This window comes from Pseudomonas sp. S3_B08, from assembly GCF_054667725.1.
On the sequence record NZ_CP162750.1, the window covers coordinates 1,948,746 to 1,963,405 of the forward strand.

A 14,660-nucleotide genomic window follows, 5' to 3' on the forward strand; every position below is an offset into this window, starting at 1 on the left:
ACCGCGCGATGATAAAAGTCGCCGGCCTGCTCTGTGCCTCACTGATGCTGGGCGGCTGCGCCAACACCTTGCAACCGCTCGATTACCATGCCGATCAGGCCTACGTGCCGGTCACGCTCGGCATGGGGCCGGCGTATACGCGCATCGACGAGCAGCATCAGCGCGAAACCGTCAGCGTCCTGAAAAAGACCGGCGCGTTCTCGATGCTCGACGGCGGTTACACCCGCAATGGCTACAGCCTGTTGATCACCGAACCCAGCGACGGCAAGGTCAACTGGCTGGCGCTGGTCAACATCTTCACCCTGTTCACCTTTCCGATGCCCTACCACTACCAGGACAACCTGCGCGGCTCGGTCTTCAAGGATGGCCAACTGCTCAAAACCTACAACTACTCGCGCGAAGGCTGGAGCGTGATGACGTGGTATGTGCCGATTCCCGGGGTCGAGAACAAACGGCAGATGCTCGATCAGTTGTTGGTTGAAATGGACCGGGACAAGTTGATTCCGTATCAGCCATAAGGTTGGGTTTTGGGCTGGTGCGGTGGACTGCGGCGCAATGAATTGCAATGTGGGAGCGAGCCTGCTCGCGAAGAGGCCATCAGGTTCGGCGCAATTCTTTGATTTAAACGAATCTGTTTAAAAGACACCTCCAGACACGGTCTCAAGGCTACAAATCCTTGCGCCGTTGCCTACAGCCAAGCCAGAATCCGCCGGCTTGTGCGCCTTGGGGGCGGGTTCTATTGTGGTGCGGTCGCTGACGAATCAGCGATCGGGTTTAGCGACCCGGATCTTGAATAGGTGCATCAGCGTTCCATGCTTTGTCGCGGGTTCAATGTCTGCGACTGCGCCATGGTGGCTGTATGTGGGAGACCTTCGGGTCTGCCGGGTGCCTATAACCGGTTCGCTAACCTGCGTACAGCCGCCACCTCACTGTTTAGCGACAGTGCCTGACGGCTCCACCTAATAGGAGCTTCACCATGATCAAACCAACACCAAACCCACCAGAATCCGATCCCACCTCCCCCTACGAATCCCTCGATTCGAAAAAACTTCACCAAGCCGCCGACCGCGCCCTCGACCATTACCTCTGCCCACCCGGCTCTACCCCGCCACCCTTCAGCCCCCGCGCGATGTATGCCGTCACCGCCGACACCAAAAACGAAGACTTGCTGGCCAATGCCTGCGAAACCCTCGCCTCCGCCAAAACCATCGCCCAGGAATTCGCCGGATTGGTCAAGCCATCGCAACGCCGAACGTTGATGGGGATTGCGCAGCTGATCATGCTCGGGGAACTGGCGGTGAATCGGGTGCTGGATAATCTGGAATTGCCGGGGTAATGCGGGCCGGCTGAGTTATGCGATGCCCGTGCCGGCCTCTTCGCGAGCAGGCTCGCTCCCACATTGATCCTGGTCGGACGCAAACTTTGCGACCACTGAAGGAACCTGGGGTAGCGAGCCTGCTCGCGATCACAAAGGGACGGATTATTTAACCCGATGGATGTGCTCGGGCAGCAGATTCGGTTGCGGGTCTGAAAATGCAGCCTGCGGCAGTTCGAGTGATATACGCATGAGCTGCCGAAGGCTGTGATTCGTTCTTGTAACGGCTAGGCTCATACTCGCTAGCGCACCATTAGTATGATAATTTGCGCAAAGCTCCCCATCCGCAAAAGGCCCGACCATGGCTACCGTAAGAAAAACCATAACCGTGACTGACCAGCAAGACCATTGGATCAAAGCTCAAATAGAAGCGGGACATTACACCAACGACAGCGAATATATCCGCGATTTGATCCGTCGAGAGCAAGAGCGAAACGCTGAACTGGAAACCGTCCGCGCAGCCCTTCGAGAAGGAGAATCCAGTGGTGCCCCCCGGCCATTCGATGCTGATGCTTTCAAAAAGAGAATGTTGAGGGCGCATGGCTGAATACCGACTTACCCCCGCCGCCGAAGCGGATCTTGAGGCTATCTGGACCTATACAGCTCAACAATGGGGTTTGGATCAGGCCAATCGCTACATCGACATCCTGACTGCGTCTTTCGAGCAGTTGGCTGATCGTCCCAAAACAGCACCCGCATGCGACGCGATCCGCCCCGGTTACCGACGCTGCAGCGTGGAGAGTCACGTGATTTATTTTCGAATCACCGCCTATGGGATCGCGATAATCAGAATTTTGCATGACCGGATGGAAGCGCAGCGTAATCTCTAACCTTCTCGTATCACCGAAAATCAAAAGATCGCAGCCTTCGGCAGCTCCTACAAATCGATGGAGCTGCCGAAGGCTGCGATCTTTGCTTTGGAAAACTGGCGGAAGACAGCCGGAGTCGAACCTGCCCGGGAACGGATGCCGTCCCCAACCGGGTTTGAAGCCCGGCCGCGCCTCTGGTCGTGCGCCGGCAAGGGGCAGCGTATCGTCGAAAACAAACCAACCGTCCGTCGCAAATCCGCCCTCCACTGTCAGATCTGACAGTAGCCAACTTCCCCCACCCGGTATCTGATATCTCCATCCCGGCCAGCCCTCCCTGGCCGTCTCATCAGGAAGGTGTGCGATGGACAATGCTCAATCCGACAACGACGTCATGACACTGCATCCCGTGAAAATATACCTGGCGACCGAGGGGGTTATCAGCGACCCGCCGGCGCCGGAAGGCGTGCCGGTATTGGGCGTGCCGTTGGGGATTTTTGGAGAAGTCACACGCAGTGGTGTCCGCGCGCCGGCTGTGCAAGTGGTGGTCGACCCGCCTCTGGACATTGGCCAATTTGTCGACATCAGGCTCTACGTCAACGGGGTTCAGAGCGGCAATGCGCAGCCAGTCGTCAACGAGCGAATGACTTTTACCGTGTTTCAGAGCGAATTTCGCGACGGCATCATTAATGTCATCAAATACGTGCTGAAAACCATCAGCGGCAATGACAGCGAATCCATCGAAACGTGGGTGCTCTACAACGACAACTTACCCGGCGGCAACAATGTGCCTGGCACCGGTGATCACCCGGGACTAATGATCAGCCTGCCAGAGCGGCTTGGCGATCCGGCGGTGATTGACAAGGATGAGGCTGAGAAAGGCGTACTCCTGAAGTTCGATTACCCTTATTGCCGAGCCTACGATGCGGTGGAATACGAGATCAATCGCCAGCGTTTCACTCACAGGGTGACGCCGGAAGAAGCCGGCAAGCCGTTCTCGGTGCTGATTGATTACGACAGGCTGAAAGAAATCGGCAGTATCAACAACTGTCCGTTCTCCTACACCGTGATTGATCAACTGAAAAATCCGACCCACAAAAGCCGCTGGTCGAAGTTCATTTTTGCCAACATTGATCTTGAGCGCACATTTCTGCCCAAGCCACTCTTGCGCGAAATTGCGGACGATGACATGGACAATCCTGCGCTTGTGGACCTCGAAAAACTCGACGGTCGGCCGCTATTGATCGTCATTTCTCCCACTACCTCGCATTTTCAAAAGGGCGACACGGTCAAGGCGTTTTATCGACTGAACGAAGCGACCGAGAAATCGACTCAACCGGGCGTGATCACCGACAGGTTCGGGGTACTGCAACCCTGCATTCTGGAACTACCCAACGATCAGCTGACTTCCGGCGCACGCTTGCAGGTGCGGTTTGAACTGGAACGGCCGGCGGGCAGCGTCATTGGTCATTCCGGAACGGCTGAGGCCGAGATCATTGGCGAAGCGGCGCCGGATCTGGTAGCGCCCATAATCAAACAGGCACCAGGCAACAGCCTGGATCCGCTTGCAGCGAAAGATGCGCTGACCGCCCTGGTCTTCGATCCTTCCATTCAGCTCAATGATGTACTCGTCGTGCGCTGGACCGCCGCCCCGGGCGTTCCCGCCGATGGCTCCGATACCTCGCCGCCTCACGTGGTCAGAGCACTGGGAACGCAGGAGATTGCGCTGGACAACAAGGTGCTTGCGTACAGTTTCGGCAGGAACGTCACTGTGGATTACAGCAAGACAACCGGATCTGAAACACGGGATTCCCTGCCACTGACACTGGGTGTGCAGGACATTGCCGACGGCCATCCCGGATTACCCACTCCGGCGATTGATCGGGTGACGGGAGATGTGCTGGATCCGGCGGATTTGTTGCCGACGGATCATACGCGGACGGCGGCTTGGCCGTTGATTGCCGTTGGGCAAAGAGTTTGGCTGACATATACCGAAATCAAAAGTGATGGCAGTACGGGAATTGTTGAAGAGGCTTATAAAGGGAAAGAAGTTACGGCGGAAGATCTGGGAGGGTTAAAACATCCGGTACCTGTAGAAAAGCTGGCTTTAATAGCGGACGGTTCGACCTTGAAAGTCGAGGTTCAAATCATTTTCGATGGAAATGAAACAGGCAGAAAAATCAGGCTTCCAACACGCAATTATAATATTAGCAAAGGATTTGACGACCTGACGACATTCACAAATTCGAACTTGAATGGCTGGGAGATAAGCGCAGGCACCATAATTCAAACAAATGAAGATTTTTTTCTAAGATCAAAAACTGTACAGAGCGGATACTTCATCACTTTGCGCAAACAATATAGCAATGGAAAAAAGGGTGAGCCTTGCGAATTAAGTTTCGATCATCGCGGCGGAAGCGGTGTATTCACAATTTATCTCAACACGCAAGACAAACAGCCTATTGCAACGCTTTATGGGCCTAACTTAGCTAACAATGGCGCTTGGAAAAACTATGCATACAGGTTATATCTGGACTCACCTGCATACGTCGAATTCCCACACCGGGTTTTAGCATACAGAGTAATAACTTATGCGAGATAGATAACATACGAGTCAGAACTATCAGTCGCACCACGACGACCAACATTAAGGAACAAAAAATTTGAATGCGTTACAGGTGGCGGAAGACAGCCGGAGTCGAACCTGCCCGGGAACGGATGCCGTCCCCAACCGGGTTTGAAGCCCGGCCGCGCCACCGGGCGCGATTGTCTTCCTGAACTCAGGGTCCGCAGGCGTCAGCCAGCGCGTTGTCGGGGCGGATCTGGCGGGATTCGCCGAGGCGGCGGGTCAGGCCGAGTCGGTCGAAATATTCCAGATACTGAATACAGCGTTTGCGTCCCAAGCCTAGCGCATCGCGGAAGGTTGTCACTTGAATCGACGGATTTTCTTCGGCGAGTTTCAGCAGTAGCGCCGCCATTTGCCGCAGGACGATGTCGCTGATAAACAGGTCGCGCACCACCTGGTGCATCAGGCCCAGCCGTGCGAGTTTGCGCAGCACCAGGCGGACGCTGGCGTCGTCTTCGCCGAGCATTTTCGCGGCGTCGCGTACCCACGGTGGGTCGAAACCGGCCTGTTCGAACAACGGCTGTAATTGCTGCCAGAGGATTTCGTCGTCGGCATTCAGGCGCACCTGATGGTCGGGCAGGTGCAGCCAGGGGCCGCTGGCGCGGATCGAGCCGGCGTTGAGCAGTTCGTCGAGCAGGCTGATGAACGTCGAGCGTTCCAGTGCCAGCGCGCTGAAGCGGCGCAGGCGATCACGGTCCGGCCCCATCTGGTCGGGTTCCTGTTCGTGGAATCGCGCCAGTTGCTCGAGCAAAGTGAATTTCAACTGGCCCCAGCGCTGCACGTTGAACAGCAGCGGACCTTGGCGGGTGTCGATCAGGCGGATGTTTTCTGCCAGCGTCCACTGCGGGCGCGGGCGGTTGAACTGGCGTTCGAGGCGTTGCGGGTCGAGGCCGCCGGGGCTGTGATTGAGCAGTGCCGGCAGGGCCTGTTCGAGGCTGACGCTGAGGCCGAGGGTTTGCAGTTGCGCGAGGCGTTCCGGGCTGCGGCGTTGGCGCGCCGGAGCGAATGGGTCGAGCACTGTGCCGCCGCCGAGGGTTCGCTGGGCGCTGGCGTCGCGCAGGATCAATCGATCGCCATTCATTGCGTGCACCGGCGCGTTGATCAGCAGTTGCGCGAACATGCGCTCGCCGGGGCTCAGGCGCGGGCCTTGTAGCAAAGCGACGCGGGCGATGACATCTTGGGTGCCGAGGTGCAGATGCACCGGGTGAAAATGTTCAAAGGTGCGCTCGCCCGGCAACAGCTGAAAGTCGATGTCGACGCGCTGGGTCGGGGCGTGCAGCCAGTCCGCCAGCAGCCATTGGCCACGGTGGATCTGCGTCAGTTCCAGACGTTCGCCGCTGAGGTTCAGCGCCACGCGCTGGCCGGCGAAGGCCTGTTCGGCGGCCTGGTTTTGCGCGTGCAGGCCACGGATGCGCACCGATTTGCCGGCAGGCGCCAGAACCAGTTTGTCGCCCACTGCAACCGTGCCCGATAGCGCCGTGCCCGTGACCACAATCCCCGCACCCGCGACGCTGAACGCCCGATCAATCGCCAGACGAAAGCCGCCTTCGCAACCGCGCGCCTGCACCTCGTTGTGTGACTGCAATAACGCCGCGCGCAACTCATCGACGCCCTGCCCGTTCAAGCTCGACACGGTAAAAATCGGCGCATCAGCAAATGGCCCGGGCGCCAGCAAATCGAGCACCTGACGCTGCACCTCTTCCACCCTGCCCGCTCCCGCCCGGTCGCATTTAGTGATCGCCACCAGCGCGCGGGGAATGCCGAGCAGTTCGACGATCGCCAGATGCTCTCGCGTCTGCGGCATCACGCCGTCGTCGGCCGCGACCACCAGCAACACCAGATCGATGCCCTGCGCGCCGGCGAGCATGTTGTGGGTGAATTTTTCGTGGCCGGGCACGTCGATGAAGCCGGTCAGCCCGGCGCCCGCTGCGAGTTCGGCGTAGAGATAACCGAGGTCGATGGTCATGCCGCGTTCGCGCTCCTGCGGGCGGCGGTCGCCGGTTTGCCCGGTCAGCGCCTGCAACAGCGAGGTCTTGCCGTGGTCGATGTGCCCCGCCGTGCCGACGATCACCGGTCGACCTGCAATTGCGGCAACTGCGCCAGCCACGCTGGCTCATCGTCGAGCTGGCGTAGATCCAGCCACAGCGCATCGTCGCCGATTCGCCCAAGCACAGGGATCGGCAATCCGCGCAACGCCGCTTCAAGATTGAGCAGATAGCGCCCGCGCCAGCGCCTGGACACTTGCGGGCGACAACACAGCGCTGCACTCGGCAAGCGCGCCACCGGTTGGCTGCCGCTGCCGATCATGCCCAGCACCTCGACAGCGCTGACCTGCCAGACCTCGCCCAACACATCGGCGAGCAACGGTTGCAAACGCAGAGCCTGAGCATGAATCTCGGCTTGCGGCCGGGTCAGCAGGCGCAGGCTCGGCAGACGCTCGGCGAGGCGATCCGGATCGCGGTACAGACCGAGCACCGCCTCCAGCGCGGCCAAGGTCAATTTGTCGACCCGCAGTGCGCGCTTCAGTGGATTCTTCTTGATCTTCGCGATCAGTTCTTTGCGCCCGACGATCAACCCGGCCTGCGGCCCGCCGAGCAATTTGTCGCCGCTGAAGGTGACGATGTCAGCGCCATCGAGCAGCGCTTGCCGCACGGTCGGTTCCGCCGGCAGCCCCCAGCGCGTCAGGTCGAGCAGACTGCCGCTGCCCAGGTCCTCCAGCAACGGCAAGCCATGGGCGTGCGCCAACTCGGCCAGTTCAGCAGTCGCCACCCGCGCGGTGAAGCCTTCGATGCTGTAGTTGCTGGCATGTACGCGCATGATCAAACCGCTGCGCGGACCGATTGCCGCTTGGTAATCCCGGGCATGGGTGCGGTTGGTGGTGCCGACTTCGTGCAGGCGCACGCCGGCCCGGGCCATGATGTCGGGGATGCGGAAAGCGCCGCCGATTTCGATCAGCTCGCCACGGGAAATGATGCCTTCCTTGCGCGCGCCGAGGCTGTTGAGCGTGAGCAGCACGGCAGCGGCATTGTTGTTGACCACGGTCACGGCTTCGGCGCCGGTCAGTTCGCGGATCAGGCCTTCGATCAGGTCGTCACGATCACCGCGCTTGCCGCTCGCCAGATCGAACTCGAGATTGAGCGGATAGCGTGCAGCCATCTCCACCGCTTCAATGGCTTCTTCGGGCAGCAAGGCGCGGCCGAGATTGGTGTGCAGCACCGTGCCGGTCAGATTGAACACCCGACGGACCTGACTGCGCTGCTGTTGCGCCAAGCGTTCGCCGACGCGGCCGGCGAGCACTTCGGGGCCGATCTCCACGGCCGCCAATTGCCCGCTCAATACGCCGGGCCGCAGCTCATCAAGCAACTGACGCAGGCCAGTCAGCAACGAATCCCGGCCGTAACGCTCGGCCAACGGCGCGCACGCCGGATGACGCAACAACCCATCAATGGACGGCAACCGCAGGGCAACGCTGGAAGACATCAGCCACTCCTGATTTCACTGAAACAATCCCTTTTGAGAGCAAGCTTGCTCCCAAAAGGGTTTCAGAAGTGTAGACGCACTGCCGGAGCTAGCCTGCTCGCGAATGCGGTGTGTCAGTTGGTGTGGATGTGGCTGACCTGACGCCTTCGCGAGCAGGCTCGCTCCCACAGAGAAATCCGGGGCTGACCGGGCTTTGTGATTCGGCACATAGACTTGTGGGAGCTGGCTTGCCAGCGATTGCGGTGGGTCAGTCAAAGAAGGCGGTGGATGTGCCGACCGAATCGCTGGCAAGCCAGCTCCCACAGGGATTCGGGGCGGAATGAACATTGTTGGTCACCACAAAAACCTGTGGGAGCGAGCCTGCTCGCGAATGCGGTAAGTCAGTCAAAGATGATGTGTCTGAAACGACGCCTTCGCGAGCAGGCTCGCTCCCACAGGGAAATCCGGGGCTGACCGGGCTTTGTGATTCGGCACATAGACTTGTGGGAGCTGGCTTGCCAGCGATTGCGGTGGGTCCGTCAAAGAAGGTGGTGGATGTGCCGACCAATCGCTGGCAAGCCAGCTCCCACAGGGATTCGGGGTGGAATGAACATTGTTGGTCACCACAAAACCTGTGGGAGCACACCCCCTTCCACAGTTTCGCTCTGGTCATTCGTCTCCCGGCGCCAGCAACAGATTGGGCGCCAGACGCTGATAGCCGTCCTGGGCCAGACGCATGTCCAGCAGCAAACTGCCGAGATCCGCCGACAACGCCTCGGCTTCGGCGTCGTTCTCCAGATAGAGCAATTTCAGGTAGCTGTTGCAACTCGGGCAGACTTCGGCGCGCAGCGGCGCCTGTTCGGCGCTGTGCCGGTCGTCTTCCTGGCTCAGATACTCAAGGCCTTTGCTTTGCTCGCAATACACGCACTTGACCCGCACCACATGCCATTCGCAGGCGCACAGCGAACACACCAGATAGCGCAAACCGTTGTGCTTGCCGCGATGGCGAATCACCCCGGCCATGGCCGGCGAACCACAGGCCGGGCATTGGCTGAGGCTGTCGCCAGGCTTGAGTTGCAGATTTGGCACACTGAGCAGCCAGTGGCTCCAGGCGGTTTGCAGCGCGGCGCCGAGAAACGGCACCAGCGCCGCCGGCACCAGCGAATACTGCCCACTGACCAGCGCCACCGCCCACGCGCGCAACTGGCCGGAACTGGCCCCGCGCAGAGTGTCCAGCGCGTCGATCACTGCAGGTTGATCCGCTGGCGCACAGCGCTGCAGCAAGGCGTCCAGCCACGGCTGCCAGGCATCTTCGCGCACCAAGGTATCTGCCGCGAATGGTGGCAGACCGTGTTGCTGACAGGCTTCGAAACGCTGCGCATCAAACGGCGCGGTGAGCGGCGGATCGTCGAAGACCTGCTGCTGCGCCCGGCACAACCCGGCCATCAGCCGCAGATAATCCGCCAACCCATTGCCCTCGGCCAGACGCTCGAGGCGCTCAGCGCGCAGGACAAACAGGTTACGTGGCGGCAGATACAGAAACGGCGGCGAACTGGCCGCCGCCTCGATTTCCCCAGGTTCGAGAATGCTTGGCAAAAGTCAGCCCTTTTTTGTCAGCGGTCGCTCGGGCACGTCCCGAGGCTGTTCGTCGCGGGTCACCTCGCGGTACCACAGTTCATGGTGTTTTCTCGCCCACGGCCGGCTGACCCAGCCATGCAACATGGCGTCGACCGAACCCTTGATCCACAAGCCGGCGTAGATGTGCACGATGATGCTCAGCACCAGCACGAATCCAGCCAGCGCATGCAGCAGCATGGCCCAGCGGATCGTGGTGATGCCGAAGTACGCGCTGAACCACGCGCGCCAGATCACCAGCCCGGTGAACAGCAACGCGAGCATGCACAGCAGTAAAGTCCAGAACAGCAACTTTTGCCCGGCGTTGTACTTGCCCACCGGCGGCACGCTTTCCTCATCGTTGACCATCACCCGGTTGATCCGCCGCAGCCACTGGCGGTCATTGGCGATGAAGAAATTGGTGCGCCAGAAGCTGAACACCAGGCCGAGGAACAGCACAAACATGGCGATGCCCATGTACGGGTGCAGAATCCGCGTCCAGGTGCCGCCGCCGAACAGATTACTGAGCCAGAACAGCGACGGATGAAACAACGCCAGCCCGGACAACCCGGCCATGAAAAACAGGATCGCCACCAGCCAGTGATTGGTGCGCTGGTTGGCGCTGTAACGCAGGATCGTCTTGTTGCTCATGGCCGCTCCTCCCCGCGTGGATCGAAGGTGTGCACCGTCGGATCGACCACGTGCACCGAGTTGTCGGGTGGCGTCGGATGTTCATCCTCCTCGACGCGATTCGGCCCGATGCGCACGTAGTGGAAGAACCCGGCCAGCACCGCCGCACCCATCGCCAACAGGCCGAGGGGTTTGCTGATGCCTTTCCACAAGCCCACCAGCGGACTGATCGCCGGATGGTCCGGCAAACCTGCATAGATTTTTGGCGTGTCGGCGTGATGCAGCACGTACATCACGTGGGTGCCACCAACGCCTGCCGGGTCGTACAAACCGGCGTTTTCAAAGCCACGGCTTTTCAGGTCGACGATGCGTTCGGCGGCGTGTTCTTTCATGTCTTCCTTGGTGCCGAAGACGATCGCGCCGGTCGGGCAGGTTTTCACGCAGGCCGGCTCCAGCCCGACCGCCACCCGGTCGGAACACAGTGTGCATTTGTAGGCCTTGTGATCCTTCTGCGAAATGCGCGGAATGTTGAACGGGCAACCGGTGATGCAATAGCCACAACCGATGCAGTGGTCCTGATCGAAATCGACGATGCCGTTGGCATGCTGAATGATCGCCCCGGGGCTCGGGCACGCGGCCAGACAACCGGGCTCGGCGCAGTGCATACAGCCGTCCTTGCGGATCAGCCATTCGAGGTTGCCGGCGTCGGTTTCGTGCTCGGTGAAGCGCATCAGCGTCCACGAATCCGCCGTCAGGTCCTGCGGATTGTCGTAGGTGCCGTGGTTGTGGCCGACCTCGTCGCGCAGCTCGTTCCATTCCGAGCAGGCGACCTGGCAGGCCTTGCAACCGATGCACTTGGTCGTGTCGATCAGCTTGGCAACGCCCTGCTGAGTCCTTACCGACGGCGGCACGGTGGTGGTGGCCGAGCGGGCAATGATGTCTTGGCTGGCCATTTACAGTTTCTCCACGTTGACCAGGAATGACTTGGATTCCGGGGTCTGAGTGTTGCCATCGCCGAGGAACGGCACCAGGGTGTTGGTCAGGTAACCGTGGCGCGTCAGGCCGGTGAAACCCCAGTGCAGCGGGATGCCGATCTGATGCACGACCTGGCCGTTGACCTGCAGCGGCCGGATCCTTTTCGTCACCACCGCCACCGCTTCGATAAACCCGCGCTTGCAGCTGACACGCACGCGATCACCGGCAGCGATGCCCTTCTCGTTCGCCAGCACCTCACCGATTTCCACGAACTGCTCGGGCTGAGCAATCGCATTCAACTTGCAGTGTTTGCTCCAGAAGTGGAAGTGCTCGGTAAGCCGGTAGCTGGTGCCGGCGTACGGGAAGTCCTTGGCTTCGCCGAGGGTTTCCCAGACCGAATCGAAGATCCGCGCCGCCGGGTTGCTGGTGGCCTTCTTGTTTTGCGGGTGCAGCGGGTTGATGCCGATCGGCGTTTCGAACGGCTCGTAGTGCTCAGGGAATGGGCCTTCGTTCATCTTGTCGACGGCGAAGAACCGGGCCACGCCTTCGGGGTTCATGATGAACGGATTCATCCCGGCTTCCGGCGGCACGTCGGCCTTGTAGTCCGGCACATCGGTGCCGGTCCAGGTCTTGCCGTTCCACCACACCAGCCGCTTTTTCGGGTCCCACGGTTTGCCCGCCGGGTCCGCCGAGGCGCGGTTGTAGAGAATCCGCCGATTGGCCGGCCACGCCCACGCCCAGCCCTGATGCTGGTGCATGCCGAACGGGTCGGCGTTATCGCGCCGGGCCATCTGGTTGCCGGCCTCGGTCCAGCTGCCGGCGAAAATCCAGCAACCGGACGCGGTGCTGCCGTCATCCTTGAGCAAACCGAAGCCTGCCAGTTGCGTACCGGCCTTGACCGTGACGCCGCTGGCATCGGTGAAATCGCTGACAGCGGTGCCGTTGATTTCCCGCGCCAGTTCTTCCGGCGAAGGCTCGTCGGGGATCTTGTACGGCCACGACAGTTTCAGCAGCGGATCAGGAAACTTGCCGCCTTCGGTCTGATAACGCTGGCGCAGGCGCAGGAACAGTTCGCTCATGATGCGAATGTCAGTCTGCGCTTCGCCGGGGCCGTCGGCGCCTTTCCAGTGCCATTGCAGCCAGCGGCTGCTGTTGACCAGCGAGCCGTCTTCCTCGGCAAAACAGGTGGTCGGCAGGCGAATGACTTCGGTCTGGATTTCGGCGGTTTTCACATCGTTGTACGGCCCGACGTTCTGCCAGAACTCCGAGGTCTCCGTGGCCAGCGGGTCCATTACCACCAGCCACTTGAGCTTGGCCAATGCGCCCATCACGCGGTTCTTGTCCGGTAACGCAGCGATCGGATTGAAGCCTTGGCAAAAGTAGCCGTTGACCTTGCCCTGGCTCATCAGATCGAACATTTTCAGCACGTCGTAGTTGGGGATGTCGAGCTTCGGCAAATGATCGAACAGCCAGTTGTTCTCGGCGGTGGCATTGGCGCCGTACCAGGATTTCATCAGGCTGACGTGGAATTTGCTGTAGTTCTGCCAGTACGAAAGCTGCCCCGGTCTGAGCGGAACCTGTGTGCGTTTGAAGATGAACTGGCCATAGTCCTGCTCGCTGTCGCTGGGCAGCGTGAGGTAGCCGGGCAAGGCGTTGGACAGCAGGCCGAGATCGGTCAGACCCTGGATGTTCGAGTGCCCGCGCAGCGCATTGACGCCACCGCCGGGCATGCCGACGTTGCCCAGCAGCAATTGCACCATCGCCGCGCTGCGAATGATCTGCGCGCCAATCGAGTGCTGCGTCCAGCCGAGCGCGTAGAGAATCGTCATGGTCTTGCCCGGTGTCGAGCAGGTGGCGATCTCTTCCCAGATTTTCTGCATCGCGTCGACCGGCATGCCGCAGATCTGGCTGGCCAGGTCGATGTTGTAGCGGCTGTAATGCTGCTTCATCAGTTGATAGACGCAGCGCGGGTCTTGCAGGGTCGGGTCGACGCGGACGAAACCGTCCTCGGCGAATTCGTAACCCCAGCCGGACTTGTCGGTATAGCTGCGTTTTTCCGCGTCATAGCCGCTGAACAGGCCGTCTTCGAAGCCATAGCCGGCTTTGACGATGAACGACACGTCGGTGTAATTGCGCACGTATTCGTGCTGGATCTTGTCCTCGGTCAGCAGGTAATTGATCAATCCGCCCATGAAGGCGATGTCGGTACCGGTGCGGATCGGCGCGTAATAGTCGGCCACCGAAGCGGTCCGGGTAAAACGCGGGTCAACCACGATCAGCCGCGCGGCGTTGTGCGCCTTGGCCTCGGTCACCCATTTGAAGCCGCACGGATGCGCTTCTGCTGCGTTGCCACCCATCACCAGGATCAGATTCGCGTTGGCGATATCGGTCCAGGTGTTGGTCATGGCACCACGGCCGTACGTCGGGGCAAGACTTGCCACCGTCGGGCCGTGTCAGACACGCGCCTGGTTATCGAACCCCAGCAGACCGAGGCTGCGAATCACCTTCTGAGTGATGTAGCCGGCTTCGTTGGATGCCGCCGATGCCGCGAGAAAACCGGTGGTCAGCCAGCGATTCACCGTTTGCCCGTTGGCATTTTTCTCGATGAAGTTGGCGTCGCGGTCGGCCTTCATCAGGTCGGCGATGCGATCGAGGGCTTCGTCCCAGCCGATGCGCGTCCATTCATTGCTGCCGGGCTTGCGCACTTGCGGGTACTGCAAGCGGCCGGGGCTGTGAATGAAGTCGAGCAGGCCCGCGCCTTTCGGGCACAGCGTGCCGCGATTGACCGGGTGGTCGGCATCGCCTTCGATGTGAATGATGTTTTGCGCCACGTTCTTGCCGGCATCGCCCTGGCTGTACATGATCAAACCGCAACCGACCGAGCAATACGGGCAGGTGTTGCGGGTTTCACGGGTGTGGGCGAGCTTGAAGTGACGCACCTGCTCGGCGAAGGCCGCCGTCGGGGCCATGCCCAACGCGCCCAGGCTTGAGCCTGCAAGGCCGATACCGGCGACCTTGAAGAACTGACGACGGCTGAGATCCATCGTGCACTCCTGATCAGGTGGAACCCGGTACTTGCGCCGGGCTTTATCTGGACAATCACGGTTGCGACGCCTTGACGCCGACTTTTTCACTGTAGACAAAGACCTTGCCGATTGTGTGAAAACCGACCGTC

Annotated in this window: 11 protein-coding genes and 1 tRNA gene; 5 read left to right on the top strand and 7 right to left on the bottom strand. The window is 60.3% G+C overall.

The genetic code is table 11. The annotated features are described in order from the left end of the window. The first annotated feature begins 8 nt into the window (after positions 1-8). The 5 genes from AB4N73_RS08985 (at position 9) to AB4N73_RS09005 (ending at position 4,783) form a co-directional block, all read left to right on the top strand. The gene (locus tag AB4N73_RS08985; RefSeq protein ID WP_256584154.1) at positions 9-518 is read left to right on the top strand and encodes a hypothetical protein; all 510 of its coding nucleotides are present in this window, start codon (positions 9-11) and stop codon (positions 516-518) included. Positions 519-976: 458 nt separating this feature from the next. Continuing rightward, positions 977-1,336 (top strand): DUF6124 family protein, encoded by a 360-nt coding sequence (locus tag AB4N73_RS08990; RefSeq protein WP_073476221.1) that lies wholly within the window; start codon positions 977-979, stop codon positions 1,334-1,336. A 340-nt stretch (positions 1,337-1,676) separates the two neighbouring features. Then, positions 1,677-1,922, top strand: coding sequence for a type II toxin-antitoxin system ParD family antitoxin (locus AB4N73_RS08995; protein ID WP_016770738.1), 246 nt, complete (start codon positions 1,677-1,679; stop codon positions 1,920-1,922). After that, complete coding sequence (locus AB4N73_RS09000) at positions 1,915-2,205, top strand: type II toxin-antitoxin system RelE/ParE family toxin (protein ID WP_016770737.1); 291 nt, start codon at positions 1,915-1,917, stop codon at positions 2,203-2,205. Before AB4N73_RS08995 ends, AB4N73_RS09000 begins: the two co-directional genes overlap by 8 nt. Positions 2,206-2,545: 340 nt before the next feature. Then, positions 2,546-4,783 (top strand): hypothetical protein, encoded by a 2,238-nt coding sequence (locus AB4N73_RS09005; RefSeq protein WP_460143291.1) that lies wholly within the window; start codon positions 2,546-2,548, stop codon positions 4,781-4,783. Between the two features lie 77 nt (positions 4,784-4,860). Here the strand turns inward: AB4N73_RS09005 and AB4N73_RS09010 are convergent. The 7 genes from AB4N73_RS09010 to fdnG all read right to left on the bottom strand — a co-directional run bounded on the left by AB4N73_RS09010 (position 4,861) and on the right by fdnG (position 14,529). Continuing rightward, positions 4,861-4,956, bottom strand: a tRNA-Sec gene (locus tag AB4N73_RS09010). Positions 4,957-4,961: 5 nt separating this feature from the next. Continuing rightward, positions 4,962-6,878, bottom strand: a complete 1,917-nt coding sequence (gene selB, locus AB4N73_RS09015; RefSeq protein WP_460143584.1) for a selenocysteine-specific translation elongation factor — start codon at positions 6,876-6,878, stop codon at positions 4,962-4,964. Then, positions 6,875-8,287: an L-seryl-tRNA(Sec) selenium transferase gene (gene selA / locus AB4N73_RS09020; protein WP_460143292.1), complete on the bottom strand. Its 1,413-nt coding sequence runs from the start codon at positions 8,285-8,287 to the stop codon at positions 6,875-6,877. Before selA ends, selB begins: the two co-directional genes overlap by 4 nt. A gap of 648 nt (positions 8,288-8,935) precedes the next feature. After that, positions 8,936-9,862 carry a formate dehydrogenase accessory protein FdhE gene (fdhE, locus tag AB4N73_RS09025; protein WP_460143293.1) on the bottom strand — a complete coding sequence of 309 codons (927 nt, stop codon included), beginning with the start codon at positions 9,860-9,862 and terminating at the stop codon, positions 8,936-8,938. 3 nt (positions 9,863-9,865) lie between these two features. Next, the gene (locus AB4N73_RS09030) at positions 9,866-10,531 is read right to left on the bottom strand and encodes a formate dehydrogenase subunit gamma (protein ID WP_041480299.1); all 666 of its coding nucleotides are present in this window, start codon (positions 10,529-10,531) and stop codon (positions 9,866-9,868) included. Then, positions 10,528-11,463 carry a formate dehydrogenase subunit beta gene (gene fdxH / locus AB4N73_RS09035; protein ID WP_353188567.1) on the bottom strand — a complete coding sequence of 312 codons (936 nt, stop codon included), beginning with the start codon at positions 11,461-11,463 and terminating at the stop codon, positions 10,528-10,530. Before fdxH ends, AB4N73_RS09030 begins: the two co-directional genes overlap by 4 nt. After that, positions 11,464-14,529, bottom strand: coding sequence for a formate dehydrogenase-N subunit alpha (fdnG, locus tag AB4N73_RS09040; protein ID WP_315435092.1), 3,066 nt, complete (start codon positions 14,527-14,529; stop codon positions 11,464-11,466). It abuts the gene before it with no gap. Positions 14,530-14,660 lie beyond the last annotated feature (131 nt).

Bases quoted from the DNA above. Each gene is read 5' to 3' on its own strand.
- AB4N73_RS08985 (WP_256584154.1), top strand. From the start codon at position 9: ATGATAAAAGTCGCCGGCCTGCTCTGTGCCTCACTGATGCTGGGCGGC.
- AB4N73_RS08990 (WP_073476221.1), top strand. From the start codon at position 977: ATGATCAAACCAACACCAAACCCACCAGAATCCGATCCCACCTCCCCC.
- AB4N73_RS08995 (WP_016770738.1), top strand. From the start codon at position 1,677: ATGGCTACCGTAAGAAAAACCATAACCGTGACTGACCAGCAAGACCAT.
- AB4N73_RS09000 (WP_016770737.1), top strand. From the start codon at position 1,915: ATGGCTGAATACCGACTTACCCCCGCCGCCGAAGCGGATCTTGAGGCT.
- AB4N73_RS09005 (WP_460143291.1), top strand. From the start codon at position 2,546: ATGGACAATGCTCAATCCGACAACGACGTCATGACACTGCATCCCGTG.
- selA (WP_460143292.1), bottom strand. From the start codon at position 8,287: ATGTCTTCCAGCGTTGCCCTGCGGTTGCCGTCCATTGATGGGTTGTTG.
- AB4N73_RS09030 (WP_041480299.1), bottom strand. From the start codon at position 10,531: ATGAGCAACAAGACGATCCTGCGTTACAGCGCCAACCAGCGCACCAAT.
- fdxH (WP_353188567.1), bottom strand. From the start codon at position 11,463: ATGGCCAGCCAAGACATCATTGCCCGCTCGGCCACCACCACCGTGCCG.